The sequence below is a fragment of the Nocardia flavorosea NBRC 108225 genome (genome assembly GCF_001613385.1).
Lineage (GTDB): Bacteria > Actinomycetota > Actinomycetes > Mycobacteriales > Mycobacteriaceae > Nocardia > Nocardia flavorosea.
Window position 1 is genome coordinate 52,418 of sequence record NZ_BDCG01000014.1, and the last position, 16,502, is coordinate 68,919.

At 68.5% G+C, this 16,502-nt stretch carries 15 protein-coding genes; 7 read left to right on the top strand and 8 right to left on the bottom strand.

Annotated features, from left to right (window positions below; genetic code table 11):
• Positions 1–13 precede the first annotated feature (13 nt).
• Positions 14–895, top strand: coding sequence for an aminoglycoside adenylyltransferase family protein (locus NFL01S_RS17945; RefSeq protein WP_062976783.1), 882 nt, complete (start codon positions 14–16; stop codon positions 893–895).
• Positions 896–944: 49 nt separating this feature from the next.
• Here the strand turns inward: NFL01S_RS17945 and NFL01S_RS17950 are convergent, their stop codons facing one another.
• A complete protein-coding gene (locus NFL01S_RS17950) occupies positions 945–1,682 on the bottom strand; it encodes an SDR family NAD(P)-dependent oxidoreductase (protein ID WP_063915983.1) in 738 nt (245 codons plus the stop codon).
• A 120-nt stretch (positions 1,683–1,802) separates the two neighbouring features.
• Complete coding sequence (locus NFL01S_RS35555) at positions 1,803–2,594, bottom strand: CPBP family intramembrane glutamic endopeptidase (protein ID WP_245670759.1); 792 nt, start codon at positions 2,592–2,594, stop codon at positions 1,803–1,805.
• Here NFL01S_RS35555 and NFL01S_RS17960 point away from each other — a divergent pair.
• The 3 genes from NFL01S_RS17960 (at position 2,572) to NFL01S_RS17970 (ending at position 5,477) form a co-directional block, all read left to right on the top strand.
• On the top strand, positions 2,572–3,606 hold the full coding sequence (locus NFL01S_RS17960; protein ID WP_062976787.1) for an ABC transporter substrate-binding protein: 1,035 nt from the start codon (positions 2,572–2,574) through the stop codon (positions 3,604–3,606). The two genes, NFL01S_RS35555 and NFL01S_RS17960, sit on opposite strands and share 23 nt — an antisense overlap.
• 80 nt (positions 3,607–3,686) lie before the next feature.
• Complete coding sequence (locus NFL01S_RS17965) at positions 3,687–4,643, top strand: FecCD family ABC transporter permease (protein ID WP_084492856.1); 957 nt, start codon at positions 3,687–3,689, stop codon at positions 4,641–4,643.
• A 51-nt stretch (positions 4,644–4,694) separates the two neighbouring features.
• Positions 4,695–5,477, top strand: coding sequence for an ABC transporter ATP-binding protein (locus NFL01S_RS17970; protein WP_062976788.1), 783 nt, complete (start codon positions 4,695–4,697; stop codon positions 5,475–5,477).
• A gap of 113 nt (positions 5,478–5,590) precedes the next feature.
• On the opposite strand, the gene NFL01S_RS35560 is transcribed toward NFL01S_RS17970, so the two are convergent.
• Complete coding sequence (locus tag NFL01S_RS35560) at positions 5,591–5,737, bottom strand: hypothetical protein (RefSeq protein ID WP_157116646.1); 147 nt, start codon at positions 5,735–5,737, stop codon at positions 5,591–5,593.
• A 175-nt stretch (positions 5,738–5,912) separates the two neighbouring features.
• Here NFL01S_RS35560 and NFL01S_RS17975 point away from each other — a divergent pair, with 175 nt between their 5' ends.
• The 3 genes from NFL01S_RS17975 to NFL01S_RS17985 all read left to right on the top strand — a co-directional run bounded on the left by NFL01S_RS17975 (position 5,913) and on the right by NFL01S_RS17985 (position 8,527).
• A complete protein-coding gene (locus tag NFL01S_RS17975) occupies positions 5,913–6,527 on the top strand; it encodes a hypothetical protein (protein WP_157116648.1) in 615 nt (204 codons plus the stop codon).
• Between the two features lie 186 nt (positions 6,528–6,713).
• Positions 6,714–7,595: a hypothetical protein gene (locus tag NFL01S_RS17980; protein ID WP_062976793.1), complete on the top strand. Its 882-nt coding sequence runs from the start codon at positions 6,714–6,716 to the stop codon at positions 7,593–7,595.
• A gap of 272 nt (positions 7,596–7,867) precedes the next feature.
• Positions 7,868–8,527, top strand: a complete 660-nt coding sequence (locus tag NFL01S_RS17985; protein ID WP_062976795.1) for an endonuclease V — start codon at positions 7,868–7,870, stop codon at positions 8,525–8,527.
• A gap of 35 nt (positions 8,528–8,562) precedes the next feature.
• On the opposite strand, the gene proB is transcribed toward NFL01S_RS17985, so the two are convergent.
• The 5 genes from proB to NFL01S_RS34570 all read right to left on the bottom strand — a co-directional run bounded on the left by proB (position 8,563) and on the right by NFL01S_RS34570 (position 16,357).
• On the bottom strand, positions 8,563–9,684 hold the full coding sequence (gene proB / locus NFL01S_RS17990) for a glutamate 5-kinase (protein ID WP_245670761.1): 1,122 nt from the start codon (positions 9,682–9,684) through the stop codon (positions 8,563–8,565).
• A 39-nt stretch (positions 9,685–9,723) separates the two neighbouring features.
• Positions 9,724–11,181, bottom strand: a complete 1,458-nt coding sequence (obgE, locus tag NFL01S_RS17995) for a GTPase ObgE (RefSeq protein ID WP_062976934.1) — start codon at positions 11,179–11,181, stop codon at positions 9,724–9,726.
• A 153-nt stretch (positions 11,182–11,334) separates the two neighbouring features.
• On the bottom strand, positions 11,335–11,601 hold the full coding sequence (rpmA, locus tag NFL01S_RS18000) for a 50S ribosomal protein L27 (protein WP_033244700.1): 267 nt from the start codon (positions 11,599–11,601) through the stop codon (positions 11,335–11,337).
• Between the two features lie 42 nt (positions 11,602–11,643).
• Entirely contained in the window at positions 11,644–11,955 is a 312-nt protein-coding gene (gene rplU, locus NFL01S_RS18005) for a 50S ribosomal protein L21 (RefSeq protein WP_033244699.1), read from the bottom strand.
• A gap of 331 nt (positions 11,956–12,286) precedes the next feature.
• A complete protein-coding gene (locus NFL01S_RS34570; protein ID WP_084492842.1) occupies positions 12,287–16,357 on the bottom strand; it encodes a translation initiation factor IF-2 N-terminal domain-containing protein in 4,071 nt (1,356 codons plus the stop codon).
• Positions 16,358–16,502 lie beyond the last annotated feature (145 nt).

The following is a 16,502-nucleotide window of genomic DNA, read 5'->3' on the forward strand; positions in this document are numbered from 1 at the left end:
CTATGGTGAGGAGGTGGGAGCACAACCTGACCAGAATTCCCAAGCCGCCGCGACAGCCCAGGCCGTCACGGAGGTGCTCGGTGACAACCTGGCCGGACTGTATCTCTACGGTTCGGCAGTGGCAGGCGGGCTGCGTCACGACAGCGATATCGACCTTTTCGCCGTGGTCGAGGGTTCCCTCGCTGGTGACGTCCGGAAATCCTTGGTCGATATGCTGTTACACACTTCCGGCCGGTGGCCGCGGTCCGGACCGGCTCGGCCGGTGGAACTGACCGTGGTCGTCCGCGACGAGGTGGTGCCGTGGCGTTTCCCGCCACGCTCGGATTTCGTCTACGGCGAATGGCTGCGCGCGGAGTTCGAACACGGACAGCTGCCCGCCCCCACCGAAGACCCGGACCTGACGATTCTCACCACCATGGTCCGCGATTCGTCGTCGACACTGTTCGGCCCGCCCGCCGCGCACCTCTTGGATCCGGTCCCGGCGAGCGACCTGGTCCGGGCCATCGTCGCCGGCCTACCCGAGTTGATCGCCGGTGCCCGGGGCGACGAACGCAATGTCGTGCTGACGCTCGCCCGGATGTGGGTGACGGCCGAATCTGGTGTCGTGGTGTCCAAGGCAGATGCCGCCGCAGCGCTCGTATCTCGGCTGCCCGCCGGGCACGCCGCGGTGTTGCGCCTCGCCCGGGCCGGATACCTGGGCGAAGTCGCCGACGAGTGGACCTACCGCGAGACGGAAGTGGACTCGTTCACGGCCTACGCCGAACAGCAGATCAGGGACGCATGTAAGGCAACCGGCCGGTCCGGGGTTTCTCCCCCGCACAGTGGCGGACCGGTACCCCACGCCCGGTTCACCGTGGCGCCGGCATCATCCGACAGTGACCGCGGCTCCGTGTGACGAATCGGGCCGTCTCCGGCGCATGGCCCGATTCGTCACAGACGCTCTGCTACCAAGGGATCGGTCCGCCCGCACCCACGAAAGCCCCGTTGCGGCACGGGTCGGCCGATTCCGCGGCGGAAAGGATGAGCCCCGCGGCATCGGCCGGTGTGGTCGGCGCGTCCGCTGCCGCTGGGGCGAGTTCGGTCGCGACGAAACCCGGGCAGACCGAGGTCACTCGAACCGGGGTATCGGCAAGCAGTTTCGCCAAACCCACTGTGAGGCTGTTGAGGGCCGCCTTCGATGCCTGATATCCGGGCACCACCATCGAGTAGTAGGCCGAATCCGGGTTGCGCTGTTCGGACAGCGACCCCATCTCGGTGGAGACGTTCACGATATGGCCGGCCGGAGCCCGCCGGACCAGCGGCAACAGGGCTTCGATCACATTGGCCGGGCCGAAGGTGTTGGTCATCAAGGTTTCGGTGAAGGCGCCCGGGTGCGCGAAGTTGACCGTTCCGGATGCTGTTGCCTCGGGGAGGATCCCGGCATTGTTCACCAGCACGTCGATGTGGTCGTACCGCTCGCCGAGCGATTCGGCCAGGCAGCGAGCGCTGTCGACCGAGCATACGTCCAGCAGTTCACCGTCGGCGGCGAGATCTTCGGCACGCAAGTCCCGCACCACGGCGTCCACGGCTTCGGCGCGACGGCCCGTCACCACCACCCGGTAGCCTTTGCGGGCGAATGCGGTGGCGGTCGCCCGGCCGATTCCGCGCGTCGCGCCGGTGACCACCACGATATTCTCTGCCATTTCGGTCCTTTCGCGTTTTGCTGATGTACTTCGAGCAAACGCGATTCACGACATGAACGCTGGCAGAAAATCGCCATCACGTTCGAGCGCCGATACCGCGGCGACCGCGCGAGTTCCTGATCACAGTAGAGTCGCGGTGACGAGGAACGGGATCGCGACGACCAGTGCCGAAATGGTGCCGCCGGGGTCGGCGAGGTCGGCCTGGGGCCAATGATTGCCGGTGAGCAGTTGGGCCGTCACTTGGAACGCAGTATGGAAACCCATACACGCCCACAGGCTCCCGGTGACCGCATGTATCGCACCCAGCAGCGCCGAGAATACGGCGAACAGCACGATCCGGTCGATCGAGCCCGTCGCGCCGATCAGCGTGCCCCATACGGTGAACAGCACGGTCTGCCCGCATACCGAGATGGGAGGCGACCAGCGCCCGGCGAGCGCCGTATACAGGAATCCACGGAAGTGTGCGATCCGGACGCTGTGGCCGGAAACCGCACAGACAGGATGGGGTTCGTCGTTGATCCGACGCGACCAGTGTCGTTCGCAAGGTCGTCGATGCTCGTCTCGACGGACGCGCCGGCCTCGGGTTGGGCGATGCCCTGAGCGAGGCGTGCGGCGTGGGCCGGGGAACGCATCAGGCAGAGCGTCTCGCGCAGAGAGTTGTACTCGTCCCCGGAGATCAAGGTCCGGCGCCTTGCCCTGGTCGTATGTCCAGTCGGTCGTCGGATAGCATAGTCGCGGCCGCAGTGCGGCCCGCGGCGTGGTGAGGGAACCCGGTGGGAGTCCGGGACTGGCGCGCAACGGTGACACCGTGCAGGTGAAGTCCGATCGCTCACGCGCCGCACCGACGCCGGCCTCGCGCACAGGCCCAGACGCAAGGAGTCCAGCCTCGATGCGGTCCTTTCCGCTGATCATCACCACCGTCCTGGCCGCCGCCGCACTCGCCGGCTGCTCGGCCACCGAAGCCGGAACCGCCTCGGATACCGCGACCGACGCGGCGGGCTATCCGAGGAAGATCGGCAACTGCGGGGTCGAGGTCACGGTGGATGCTCCGCCGCAGCGTGCGGTCGCACTGAATCAAGGAGCAGCGGAGATCATGCTGTCGCTCGGCCTGGCCGACCGGATGGTGGGCACCGCGACCTGGACCGATCCGGTGCGCGAGAATCTCGCCGCCGCGAACGCGAAGGTCCCCCGGCTGGCCGAGAACGCCCCCTCGTTCGAGGTGGTTCTCGATACCGAACCCGATTTCGTCGCGGCCTCCTTCGGCGGCACGCTCGGCCCCGGCGGAGTGGCCGACCGGGAGCAGTTCGCGCAGCTGGGCGTGCCGTCCTATCTGTCGCCGACCGACTGCGACGGGAAAACCGATGCCAGTGTCAATGCCGACGGCGCCCGCACCGAACCGCTGACCATGAACTCGGTCTACCAGGAGGTCCGCGACCTCGCGGCAATCTTCGATGTCGAAGATCGCGGCGAGCAGCTGGTCACCGAACTGCGCGGCCGGCACGACGCCGCGGTCGGCCGGATAGCCGCCCGGGACGTATCACTGGCGTATTGGTTCGCCGACACCTCCACGCCCTATATGGCGGGCTGCTGCGGGTCGTCCGGCATCATCACCGGAGCGGTCGGCGCGAAGAACATTTTCGACGACACCACCAACGAGTGGCCACAGGTGAGCTGGGAAACGGTCCTCGACCGCAATCCGACCGCCCTCGTCCTGGCCGATCTGAGCCGGCGCAGCCTGGCCGGCGACGCCCTCGACAGCAAGATCTCGTTCCTGGAATCGAATCCGGTCACCGCGCGACTGGATGCTGTCCGGAACAGGCGCTATATCGTCGTCAACGGTGCGGATCTGAATCCGTCGATCCGGACGGTCGACGGTATCGAGAAAGTCGCCGACGCCCTGGAACGGTGGGGCTACGGTTCGTGAGTCCGCAGACAGCGCCGGTCACGCGCGCACCCGCGACGGCCGCGCTGGTGCTGCTCGGGCTGGCGGCGCTGGCCGCCTCGATGGCGTTCACGATCACCATCGGTCCCGCGGAGCTGTCCATCGGCGATGTCTACGCCGTACTGTTCGACAAGCTCGGTGTCGGCGCCGCGGAGGTTTCGGCGATCCGAAAAGGCATCGTCTGGGAACTGCGGCTACCGCGAACACTGCTCGCCGCGATCTGCGGCGCGGGGCTGGCCGTCTGCGGGGCGATCATGCAATCGCTGCTGCGCAACCCGCTCGCGGATCCGTTCGTCCTCGGTATTTCTTCCGGCGCGTCCACCGGGGCGGTGATCGTGGCGGTGCTCGGGGTGGGTGGCGGCCTGGTATCGCTGTCCACCGGCGCGCTGGTCGGCGCGCTGGTTTCGTTCAGCCTGGTGCTGCTGTTGGCGGCGGGCGCCGGGGGCGGCGCGGCCAAGGTGGTGCTGGCGGGGGTCGCGGGCACCCAGTTGTTTTCCGCGCTCACGTCGTTCATCGTGCTGTCCTCCGCCGACGCCGAACGCACCCGCGGCATCCTGTTCTGGCTGCTGGGGTCGCTGGCGGGTGCGAGCTGGACCGATGTCACGGTCACCGCGCTGGTCTGCGCCGCCGGTTTCGTGCTGTGCTGGTGGCGGCATTCCGCGCTGGACGCGTTCACCTTCGGGTCGTCGGCCGCGGCGACGCTGGGCATCGGGGTCGGACGGACCCGGCTGCTGTTGCTCGTCGTCACCGCCCTGATGACCGCTGTGCTGGTCAGTGCGGCCGGGGCGATCGGTTTCGTCGGCCTGGTCCTCCCGCATGCCGCCCGGTTCCTGGTGGGTCCCCGGCACAGCCGGCTGCTACCGGTCTGTGCGGTTCTGGGCGCGGTGCTACTGGTCTGGGTCGACGCGCTGGCGAGGACCGTTTTCGCACCACAGGAGGTGCCGGTAGGGGTGGTCACCGCATTGATCGGCGTGCCCGCGTTCGCGCTGCTGCTGTTCCGCACCCGAAGTACCGAATGACCCTGCCACAACATCCGGCCGCTCGGCGAACCGCAGGACGCAGGTGAACAGATGACACTGAACGGCACAGACCTGTCGTGGACCCGCGGCGGCAACCTGGTCGTCGACGATATCGATATCCGGCCGCGTCCCGGGCAGACCGTGGGGTTGCTCGGGCCGAACGGGTCCGGTAAGTCCTCGCTGCTGCGGTTGCTCGCGGGCGTCTCGCGACCCGATCGCGGCACCGTCACCCTCGACGGCACTCCCCTGCACCGCCTCGGGCGGCGCCCGCTGGCCCGCAGGGTCGCGATGGTCGGCCAGCATGCCCATACCGAGGTCGATATCACCGTGCGCGATGTCGTACGTCTGGGTCGTATCCCGCACCGGGACCTGTTCGGCACCGATCCCCGGGAGGACGAGTCGATCGACAAGGCATTGCACGCCACCGGTCTCGCGGCACACGCGCACCGCATCTGGCGCACTCTCTCCGGCGGCGAGCGCCAGCGCGCCCAGATCGCGCGCGCCCTGGCGCAGGAGCCCAGCGAACTACTGCTCGACGAGCCCACCAACCACCTGGATATCGCCCACCAGCTCGAGATCCTGGAGCTGATCACCGAACTGCCCATCACCACCGTGGTCGCCCTGCACGATCTGAACCTCGCGGCGATGTTCTGCGACTACGTGCTGGTGCTCGACCGCGGCCGGGTCGCCGCCCACGGACCGCCTGCCGAAACCCTGACCGAAAGCCTGGTCCACGACGTCTACGGTGTTCGCGCCACCGTCACGATCGACGACGGCGTTCCCGTGATCCGGTATCGCCGCCCGGGGGCCGTACCGCAACCTGTCGACCGGTAAGACACCCGCCGTGAGCCAGGCGCAGATATCGATGATCATGCGGCCCACAATCCGTTCGCGGCCGGCGCGCACCGTGGGCGGGACGGCCGACAGATGTTCGTGGATCTGCGCAATCACGCGGTCGTCGACTCGTCGGCACGGGCGGATTCGGTGAGCATGGCGGCGGTGGACGGTGTGATGGCCAGTTGACGTTGTAATCGCGCCCGCAAGTCGGGGTGGGCAAGGATCCGATATGGCCGGTCACCGGCAGGATCAGGCATTGCAGATATTCCGTGAGACCGGGGTCGGCCGGGAGCCGGGCGATCAGATCGGCACGGATGTGGCGTACCGGTTCGCGATAACGGTCCACCAGTTCGCGCAGGAGTTCGTCGCGTCCCCCAGCAGCAAGTGGTGCAGACGGTATGCGGGCAGGTCGCCGCAGGTCAGCAGACACCGATGGAAACCGGGAACATCACGGCACTGGCCGATACCGACAGCATGGGGACGGTGAGCATGTATCTGGCCATGGGGTGGATCATGGCCGGTTTCATGGTCATCATCGTCGGCTCTACGGCGGCACCGATGGTGATGGGCCTGCCTACCCTGCTGCCGCTCCTGGGCGGTTGGTCCTCGGCGATGTCGGCGGTCGTCTGGTTGATCGCGGGCCCGCTCGTCGGCGCCGTACACGGGCACTTCCTGCCGCTGTTCGGGGTGGGTGCGGTGGCGATATGCAGTACAGCCCTGTTCACCACGATCTTCGTGCGACTCCTCGGCATGCTGGCCGTACTTCCGGTGATCGCGGTCCTGATGTTCCTCGGTGTGCCCGCATCCAACGGCGCCATGTCGATCTATATGGAACCGGAGATGTTCCGGGTCCTGCACGAAGTGCTGCCGACGCCGGCGGCGGTGGAATCGGTGCGCTCGATCCTGTACTTCGATGCGGATACGGTCGGCACCCATCTGACGACATTCGCGGTATGGGGCGTGATTTCGCTGGTAGTCGTGATACTGATCGACCGGTCGCGGCCGCGCCGACCGGACGCCGCGCTTCCCGTAGGCACCGAAAACTGAATCGGTAGAACGCATCCGATACGTTCGGCTCGCGGCGCCACCCGGCGCCGCGAGCGGGACGGTCGAGTGCACAATCGGGCCGCGATGGCGCACTGACGCCACCCCGGGCGCGCGAACGGGAGTTGCCCGGCGATTGCCGATATCATCACAGGCACCCGAAGCAACCCTGGAGTACAGGTAGTACCGATGACATCCCAGCCGAGCACGCTGTCCGCCGAACCGCCTGAAGCCGAGGCGGGTCCGGGTGTGCAGGCCGGTCCGCCCCGGATACAGCCGGGCGGCTTCTTCCCGCCGCCGCGCGAGCTACGCGGCAACCTCAACGGCTGGACCTATCCGGCTGTGTTCCTGGTGGCGATTCTCGCCACCTTCCTAGCTGCCCAGGCGGCCCTGTCCCTCGACTCCGGTGAACCGCTGCTCACCGCGCTGCATATCGCGGCCACCGTCTGGGTGGCCTCGTTCCTGCCGATGATCTCCGCGACCTCGCGGGGCCGGTCGCGGATCAGGGTCGACGGCGCCCGGTTCGCCAGCGATCGCGGCGCACTGGTGGTGCGCCGCTCGCTCGGCTACGAGATCGCGCTGGTGATCTGCTTCCTGAGCCCGGCGGCACTCTGCGCGAACTACGGGATCGGAGTACTGACCGGCAACCTCACCCTGCGTTTGCCGATTCCGCCGTGGCTCGCGATCACGGTCGCGGCCGTACTGCTCGGATACCTCGCGGTCTACGCGCGCCGCCCGGAGATCCGCCGCCTGGTGCTCACCCCGATGCATATCGTGGTACCCACCAAGACCTCCATCGGGAACCGGGTGAGCTGGACCGCTGTGGAACGGGTCGCCGTGCAGTCGCGCAACAATTCCAAGGGCACCATCCGCATCGAATCCCCCGGTCGCCGACCCGGTCGCACGAGCATCAAACGGATACACGCGGAAAAGCTCTCGATCGGGGCCGCGGGAACATACTGGCTGATCCGCTACTACCACGAACATCCCGAGGCGCGCGCTGAACTATCCGACGACCGCGCCGTCGAGCGGTTGCGTAACTACGGGGTCGTGGATCCTTTCTCCGGGTGAGCCCGCCGACCCGTCCGGACCACTCCCGCTGAGGTGCTGTCGGACCGGGGCCCGGCAACACGGTCGAACCCGTGGCCATCGCCGGGCCCACAGATCCCCGCCGTAACGAAGCTCTTACACGGGTGGAGGCCGCGAACATGGGCCGCTGGTACGTCGACCCCGCGTCCGCGCGCTCGCCCCGGTCTGCCGAGTCGGCGGTGCGCCGCGCCTGCCAACCCGCGGTGACCGTCCGCGAATACGTCCCACCCCGAGGCGCAGATTAGGCTCCGGGAATGGTCCGGGTGCGGCAGATGCACGAATGGGTGGTGTCCGAGGAAGAGGCCGTCGCCATACAGCAGCGACTCCGGTCGCAGGTTGTGGTGGGCGACGACCACGGGCCGGTACGGCGGGTGGCCGGACTGGATGTGGCCTATCGGAACCCGGATATCGCTATCGGAGTGGTGACGGTACTGGACGCCGGATCACTGACGGTGCTCGACCAAGCCGTGGTGCGGGAACGGATCGACTTCCCCTATATATCCGGTCTTTTCGCCTTCCGTGAGGTCCCCGCACTCTCCGGGGCGCTGGAGAAGCTGACCGTCGAACCCGATGTGCTCGTGTGCGACGGTCACGGGCTGGCTCACCCCCGTCGCTTCGGTTTGGCCGCGCACCTCGGCGTCCTCACCGGCCTGCCGAGTATCGGCGTAGCGAAGAACTCCTACGGCGAGGCGGGCGCACCCGGGCCCGATCGCGGCGACTGGAGCCCGGTCGGCGCCGATGGCGAGATCGTCGGCCGCGTCCTGCGCACGCAACACGGGATCAAACCGGTCTACGTCTCGGTGGGCCACCGCTTCACCCTCGACTCGGCCTGCGAACTGGTGCTACGCCTGGCGCCCCGCTACCGGCTACCGGAAACCACCCGCGCCGCCGACCATCTGGGCCGCATTTCCTGAGCCGGGCCACCGGCCGACCGCACCGGCCGGGACCGTCAGACCTTCACGAGGTCGTCGGCGTGGATCACCGGGCGCTGCATACTGTCCGGTAGTTCCCGGGTGGACCGCCCCAGCATCGTAGAAAGTTCGGCCGCATCGTATTCCACCACGCCACGGGCCACGATCGCGCGGTCCGGGCCGACCAGATCCACCACATCGCCGCCGTGGAAACGCCCGCGTACGCCGACGATCCCCGCCGCGAGCAGCGACCGCCGGGCCTGCGCCACCGCGGTGACGGCCCCGGCGTCGATGAGAATGGCACCGCGACTGTCGGCGGCATGCCGGACCCAGAACCTGCGGGCCGACAAACGCACCGGACGGGCCGCGAAAGCCGTACCGACGGTGCCCGTTCCGAGTGCACTCGTCGCATCGGCCGCGGCCGCCAGCAGCACCGGCACACCCGCATCGGCGGCCAGCCGGGCGGCCGACAGTTTCGAGGCCATGCCACCGGTTCCGAGCACACCGCCGCTCCCGGCGATCACACCGTCGAGATCGGCGCTGCTGCGCACCTCGGCGATGAAATTCGCGTCGCCCTTGCGCGGATCTCCGTCGTAGAGGCCCGCCACATCGGAGAGCAGGAACAATGCGTCGGCGCCCACGAGATGGGCGACCAGCGCGGCGAGGCGGTCGTTGTCACCGAACCGGATCTCCTCCGTGGCGACCGTATCGTTCTCGTTCACCACCGCGACCGCCCCGAGCGACCGCAACCGGTCCAAGGTGCGCTGGGCATTACGGTGGTGCTCGCGCCGGGCGAAATCGTCGGCGCTGAGCAGCACCTGGCCCACCGTGCGGTCGTACCGGGCGAACGAGGTCCCCCACGCATGCGCGAGCGCCAGCTGACCGACACTGGCCGCGGCCTGTTTGGTCGCGAGATCGCGCGGCCGCCGGGTGAGCCCCAGCGGCGCCAGCCCGGCGCCGATCGCGCCCGACGACACCACCACCACATCGGAACCGGCCCGCATCCGCGCCTCGATGGCATCCGCGAGCCGATCCAGCCGATCGTTGTCCAAACCCCCGTGCAGGCTGGTGAGCGCGGACGAACCGATCTTCACCACGACCCGCCGCGCCCCGGCTATCGCCTGCCGGGCATCACTGAGCTCTAGCGGCAACTGGGTCACGGCCGTGCCCCTGCTCCGCGGTTCCCCAGGTTCACCTGCCTACTCCCTGTCTTCTTCGTCGACGAGTCCACGCCGCACCCGTGAGGCGTGCTTACGTTCGGCCGCACCGACCCGGTCGGTCTGTTCGAGCCGGACATCGGTGCCGCGGCCGGTGGGAACGATATCGGCGCCGGCCGCGATCTGCGGTTCCCAGTCGAAGGTCACATCGCCGATCGTCACGGGCGCACCCGGTTCGGCGCCGAGCCGCACCAGTTCGTCCTCCACACCGAGCCGGGCCAGCCGGTCGGCCAGGTAGCCGACGGCTTCGTCGTTGTCGAACTGCGTCTGGCGGACCCAGCGTTCGGGCCGGGTACCGCGGACCACGAAACCACCCGGTTCCTCCGGGTCGGGTATCACCGAGAAGCCCGAATCGTCCACCGCGATCGGGCGGATCACCGGCCGTTTCGGTTCCGCCTTGGGATGCGCTTCGCGGTACTGCTGCACCAGTTCGGCGAGGGCGAAGGTCAGCGGCCGCAAACCGGCGTGGCTGACCGCGGAGATCCGGTAGACGGGCCAGCCGCGCTCGCGCAACTCCGGCGTCACCAGATCGGCAAGGTCTTCGGCATCGGGCACATCGGCCTTGTTCAGGATCACCACCCGCGGCCGGTCGGCCAGATCACCGAGGCTCGCGTCGCCGCGCAGCGCCGGTTTGTAGGCGGCGAGTTCGGCCTCGAGCGCATCGATATCGGAGATGGGGTCGCGGCCCGGTTCCAGGGTCGCCAGATCCACGACATGGGCGAGGACCGCGCAGCGCTCCAGGTGACGCAGGAAGTCCAGGCCCAGCCCGCGGCCGTCACTCGCACCGGGAATCAGGCCGGGAACGTCGGCGATGGTGAAGGTGGTGTCACCGGCGTTCACCACGCCCAGGTTCGGGACCAGCGTGGTGAACGGATAGTCGGCGATCTTCGGTTTCGCCGCCGAGAGCACCGAAACCAGCGACGACTTACCGGCCGACGGGAACCCGACCAGCCCCACATCGGCGACGGATTTGAGTTCCAGCACCACATCGCGGACCTCGCCCTCCTCGCCGAGAAGCGCGAAACCGGGAGCCTTACGCGCCCGGGACACCAGTGCCGCGTTCCCCAGCCCGCCGCGACCGCCCTTCGCGATCACGAACCGGTTGCCGGCACCGACCAGATCCATCAGGACCTCACCGTCGGAATCCAGGACGACGGTTCCGTCCGGAACCTTCAACAGCAGCTCGGACCCCTTTTTCCCGTCCCGGTTCCCACCCTCACCCGGTTTACCGTTACCGGCCTTCGCATGCGGGTGGAAGTGGAAATCCAGCAGGGTGTGCACATTGGCGTCGACCTCGAGTACCACATCCCCACCGTTACCGCCGTTGCCGCCGTCGGGCCCGCCGAGGGGTTTGAACTTCTCCCGGTGCACCGACGCACAACCATGGCCGCCTTTACCGGCGCTGACATGAAGAACGACGCGGTCGATGAACTTGGCCATGGCCGGATCATCCTCCTCGGGAACTGGAAGGTCGGGAAGGCGCGGCATCCGATACCGGGACCGCGGGAAAGCTACGGCGAACCGTAGAAACGCGAAAAGCGGGTCGAGGGTGAATCACCCTGACCCGCTCGCTGTGGTGGAGTCGTCAGCCGGTCAGGCTTCGACCGGCTCCGGGACCACGATGTTGACGGTCTTGCGACCACGCTTGCTGCCGAACGTCACGGCACCGGCTTCCAGCGCGAACAGGGTGTCGTCCCCGCCGCGGCCGACGTTGACGCCGGGATGGAAGTGGGTGCCACGCTGCCGCACCAAGATCTCGCCGGCCTTGACGGTCTGCCCGCCGAAGCGCTTCACGCCGAGCCGCTTGGAATTGGAATCGCGGCCGTTCCGGGAGCTGGATGCACCCTTCTTATGTGCCATTGCTGATACTCCTTCAGCGCGGGACGAAAGCCCTGCGAGTGGTTACTTGATGCCGGTGACCTTCAGGACCGTCAGCGGCTGACGGTGACCCTGGCGCTTGTGGTAGCCGGTCTTGTTCTTGAACTTGTGAATGCGGATCTTCGGGCCCTTGGTCTGCTCGACCACCTCGGCCGATACCGAAACCTTCGCGAGCTTGTCGGCTGCGGTGGTCAGTTCGGCGCCATCGACGAGGAGCACCGGCGACAGTGCCACGGAGGTGCCCGGTGCACCCTCGATCTTCTCGACCTTCACCAGGTCACCGACCGCGACCTTGTACTGCTTTCCGCCGGTCTTGACGATCGCGTACGTTGCCATCGGTCGGCTGCCCTTCTTCCTATAGTGCTCGGCACTCGTTCGCACGGTTGTCTCTCGGAGTGCACCGGGATCCACCGCACGACTGGTCTGGTAATCGTCGCCGCCTCGGTATCTGGTGGCTCTCGGTATCGGGAACCGGCCACGGAACAGCTCATGCTGTCACCGGGCAGCGAGTGCCAAGGTTACCCGATGCCGGTTCCCGCGACCAAACCGGTCCCCTCGCGGCACCCGATCGCCGGCCACTGCGCCCGGTTCACGCACCCCGTACGAGACGTCCCGCGCACAGCGAAGTGCCCGATCCGAAAGCCGGACCGGGCACATTCACCTCGACTCAGTTGTCTTCGTCGACCGGTGGTCCTGCCGGGCGCCCGGCCGCACGGCGCCGTGTCCGGCGGACCGGCACTTCGGCCGCCACGGGCTCGGCCGCGAGGTCGGCGGCCGGCGCTGCCGGCGGCTCCTCGGCGGGCAGCACGAAGACCGCGGCCGCGGCGTCGACTGCCGGTGCGGACGTGGACCTGGCGACGCGACGCCGCCGGGTACGGGACTCGGCAGTGCCGTCCTCGACCGATGCTGCGGCAACCGGAGGCTCTTCCGGGGTCTCCGTTGTGGTGCCTGTCGCCGCCGGCGCAGTGGTGCCGTTTGCCGCGGCAGTGGTGCCGTTCGGCGCGGTAGCGGTTTCCGGGGCACCGTTCGAGATGGACCCGGTCACCGGGGTGCCGGTCTCGTGTTCGGTGCCGGTGACCACAGCGGCGGAGGTGTCCGGCACGGTCGTGGCACCGGGAGCAACGCCCAGTGTCTCCGGTTCGTTACCGGTTGCGACATCGGCGTCCGCGTCGGCAGTCGACGCGATGCTCTCCGAAGCCGCGGCCGCCGCGCTTGCGGCGGTCGTGTCCGCAGCCGTCACCGGCGCTGCGGTATCGGCATCCACTCCGTCGGCGTCCGCTGTCGTTTCCGCGGCGACTCCAGCCGATTCCGCAGCAGCTCCGGTCGTATCGACTCCGGCCGTATCGACCGTGGCTTCGGCGGGACCAGCGGCATCGGCTTCGGAGACCACGTGCGCTGCGCTGCCGTTCGCCTCTGCAGCAGGACGATCCCCGGACGATGCCGCACCGGCGGAGCGCCGGACCCGGGTACGCCGCCGCCGCGGTTCCGCGGCACCGGTCCGGTCCGCGGCGGCGCCGGCCCGGGCTGCCGGCTCCGCGCCGGTTTCCTCCCCGGCCCGGTCGGCGGCCTCTCCGGTCGCGATCTGATCCGCGGCTGTGGCCGCCTCGTCCGCCGAGTCCTCCGATTGGTGCGCGGCCATGGCCAGCGCCACCGGATGCGCCCGTTTGGCTGCCGCTTCCTCTTCCGAGATTTCGGGCACCGGCGCCGGCGCGGCCGCAGCGGGCGCGGCCTTGTCGCGATTGCGGCGCCGCCGCGAACCCGATTCGCGACCGCGACCCGAGCTCTCGTCACCGCCGCCGATTTCCACCGGGTAGCTGTGCACGAGGATGCCGCGGCCGTGGCAGTGCTCGCAGGTGGTGGAGAAGGCCTCCACCAGGCCCGTGCCGAGCTTCTTACGGGTCATCTGCACCAGGCCGAGCGAGGTGACCTCGGAGACCTGGTGGCGGGTGCGGTCGCGGCCCAGCGCCTCGGTAAGTCGGCGCAGCACCAGGTCGCGGTTGGATTCGAGGACCATATCGATGAAATCGACCACGATCATGCCGCCGATATCGCGCAACCGCATCTGCCGCACGATCTCCTCGGCGGCTTCGAGGTTGTTGCGGGTGACGGTTTCCTCGAGGTTGCCGCCGCCGGACCCGGTGAACTTACCGGTGTTCACATCGACCACTGTCATGGCCTCGGTGCGATCGATCACCAGGGTGCCGCCGGACGGCAGCCAGACCTTGCGGTCCAGCGCCTTGGCCAGCTGTTCGTCGATCCGGTAGGCCTCGAAAACATCGACCCCGTTGTTCTCGTGCCGGGAAACCCGCGTGAGCAGGTCCGGAGCGACCGTGCCGATATATTTCTCGACCGTGTTCCAGGAGCGTTCGCCCTCGATCACCAGTTTCGAGAAATCCTCGTTGAACAGGTCGCGGACCACCTTCACCAGCAGGTCCGGCTCTTCGTAGAGAGTTTTCGGGGCATGGGATTCGCCCTCGGCGGCCGCGGAGACCTTACGCCACGTGGCTTGCAACCGCTCCACATCGCGCGTCAGTTCCGCCTCACTGACTCCTTCGGAGGCGGTGCGGATGATCACCCCGGCATCGGTGGGCACGATCTCGCGCAGGATCTCCTTGAGACGTTTGCGCTCGGTATCAGGCAGTTTGCGGCTGATACCGGTGGAGGTGCCGCCCGGCACGTACACCAGGAAACGGCCGGCGAGGCTGATCTGGGTGGTCAAGCGGGCACCCTTGTGCCCGACCGGATCCTTGCTGACCTGCACCAGCACCTGATCACCGGGTTTGAGCGCCTGCTCGATCTTGCGTTCCCTGCCGCCGAGTCCGGCGGCCTCCCAATTCACTTCACCGGCGTAGAGCACACCGTTGCGGCCGCGGCCGATATCGACAAATGCGGCCTCCATGCTCGGCAGCACGTTCTGCACCTTGCCCAGGTAGACATTGCCCACCATGGACGCCGATCCGGTGCTGGTGACGAAATGCTCGACCAGGATATTGTCCTCGAGTACCGCGACCTGGGTCGCCGACGGATGGCCGGGGAACTCCTTCTCCCGGACCACCATCACCCGGTCGACCGATTCGCGCCGCGCCAGGAATTCCGATTCGGTGAGAATCGGCGGCCGGCGCCGACCGGCCTCGCGGCCGTCCCGCCGGCGCTGCCGTTTGGCCTCGAGCCGGGTGGAGCCGCTGATGCCCTGGACCTCGTCCGCGGTCGTGCGGGCCCGGGTCTTGTTCCGCGGCTCGCGTTCGTGAACCACCGTATTGGGTGGATCGTCCTCGGCGGATTCGGCCGTCTCACCCGATTCACCGGATACCTTCCGGCGGCGTCGCCGCCGGCGGCGACGGCTCGAACCACCCTCGGATTCCTCGCCGGTATCGCCGGTTTCCTGGTCGTCGGTATCCTCGCCGGCCGCGGAACGGTCCTCGGTTTCGGTGGCAGTTTCGGCCGATTCGGCTGATTCGCCCTCGTCGGCATCGCCGTCGCCGTCGCCGTCGGACTGCTGTTCCCCGCGACCCCGGCCGCGGCCCCGGCGGCCCCGGCGACGGCGGCGCGGCTGATCGTCGGAATCGCCGCCCTGGTCGGACTGGTCGTCACCGGTTTCGGTATCCGCGTCACTGTCCGCGGCCGGCTCCGGCTCGGTCTGCCGTTCCGTCTTCGGCTCGGCTTTCGACTCGTTCTGCCGTTCCGCCTGTTCTGCCTGTTGTTCGGCCTTGCGGCGACGGCGCAGATCCTCGGCGGCAGCCGCGTCCGGGGAGAGGAACAGCGGGGCCGCGACGACCGCACTTTCGAAAACGACCGGTTCGGCGGCGGCGGGTTCCTCACGGACCGGGCTCGCGAACAGATTCGCTGCCGCGGTGAACGCGGGCGGCGGCGTAGCCGGGGAGAGCGGTGCACTCGTGGAGACCGTGGCCGAGACGGAGACCGCCGCGGGCCCGGCCGGCTCTGCGGAATCCTCGGTATCGGCGGCCGCAGCGTGTTGCGCGCCCTCCTCGCCGTGCGCCGATTCCGCAGTTTCGGCCTTCTCGCCGGGCGCGGTTGTTCCAGCTGCTTCCGCGGGCAGGGCGGCGAGACCGGCCCCGGTCGTCTGTGTTCCGCCGGAGTCGCCGGCCCGGGCGGCTTCGGCGGTGAGCGCCGTTTCGCCGGTCGCCGGCACACCGCCCGGTACCGCGGATTCCCCGGCGGAATCGGCAGGAGCCGATTCGGTTGCGCTCTGTTCCCCGGCGGCGGCAGAGGCCGCCGTGCCGGAGGTGGCCGCGGGGTCCGGTGCAAGACCTGTACCGGCGGGCATCATATCGGGTGCGGGCGGCTCTTCCGGTTCCCATACCGCCGCACCCGCGGCCACGGTTTCGGTGTCGAAGCCAGGAATTTGCCCGGCTCCACCACTGGGCGCCGGGGCCTGATCCGCCCCGGTGGATCGGTCTGCCTCGGCGGCACCGAGTGCCTCGTTCGCTGTCGCCGACCGACCGGCCGCGCCCGTTTCCGGGACGGCAGCGGCCGGCTCGAACAGGCCCGGTTCGGCGGGAGTCAGGTTGGGAGTGGTCAACGATTCGCGGACCGATTCCGCGACGGCCCGGTCCACACTCGACTGCGGGCTGCGGACCTCGGTCCCCAGTTCGCTGAGTTTGGCCAGGATACGTTTGCTGGTCACGCCCAAGCGCTTGGCAAGGGCGTGCACTCGGATTCGCTCCGGCAAGTGATCGTCGTCCTGTGATGTTGTGTCCAGCGGCTCTTGATCGGCCACGAAGTCTCCTCGGGCCCCCGGGCGCGTTCCTCTACGAGTGACGCGGCCGTCGCGGGGACGCTTTCCGTCCGCCTCGCGCGGTTGGCGCAAGGTCAATGGTCTCGCCCCGCGTGCCCGGTTATCTCCACTATCGAACGTCGGTCGG

What these genes read in the sequence shown, in the direction of transcription:
- NFL01S_RS17950 (WP_063915983.1), bottom strand. Translation starts at nt 1,682, where the DNA reads ATGGCAGAGAATATCGTGGTGGTCACCGGCGCGACGCGCGGAATCGGC.
- NFL01S_RS17960 (WP_062976787.1), top strand. Translation starts at nt 2,572, where the DNA reads ATGCGGTCCTTTCCGCTGATCATCACCACCGTCCTGGCCGCCGCCGCA.
- NFL01S_RS35555 (WP_245670759.1), bottom strand. Translation starts at nt 2,594, where the DNA reads ATGATCAGCGGAAAGGACCGCATCGAGGCTGGACTCCTTGCGTCTGGG.
- NFL01S_RS17965 (WP_084492856.1), top strand. Translation starts at nt 3,687, where the DNA reads ATGGCGTTCACGATCACCATCGGTCCCGCGGAGCTGTCCATCGGCGAT.
- NFL01S_RS17970 (WP_062976788.1), top strand. Translation starts at nt 4,695, where the DNA reads ATGACACTGAACGGCACAGACCTGTCGTGGACCCGCGGCGGCAACCTG.
- NFL01S_RS35560 (WP_157116646.1), bottom strand. Translation starts at nt 5,737, where the DNA reads ATGCCTGATCCTGCCGGTGACCGGCCATATCGGATCCTTGCCCACCCC.
- NFL01S_RS17975 (WP_157116648.1), top strand. Translation starts at nt 5,913, where the DNA reads ATGGAAACCGGGAACATCACGGCACTGGCCGATACCGACAGCATGGGG.
- NFL01S_RS17980 (WP_062976793.1), top strand. Translation starts at nt 6,714, where the DNA reads ATGACATCCCAGCCGAGCACGCTGTCCGCCGAACCGCCTGAAGCCGAG.
- NFL01S_RS17985 (WP_062976795.1), top strand. Translation starts at nt 7,868, where the DNA reads ATGGTCCGGGTGCGGCAGATGCACGAATGGGTGGTGTCCGAGGAAGAG.
- obgE (WP_062976934.1), bottom strand. Translation starts at nt 11,181, where the DNA reads ATGGCCAAGTTCATCGACCGCGTCGTTCTTCATGTCAGCGCCGGTAAA.
- rpmA (WP_033244700.1), bottom strand. Translation starts at nt 11,601, where the DNA reads ATGGCACATAAGAAGGGTGCATCCAGCTCCCGGAACGGCCGCGATTCC.
- rplU (WP_033244699.1), bottom strand. Translation starts at nt 11,955, where the DNA reads ATGGCAACGTACGCGATCGTCAAGACCGGCGGAAAGCAGTACAAGGTC.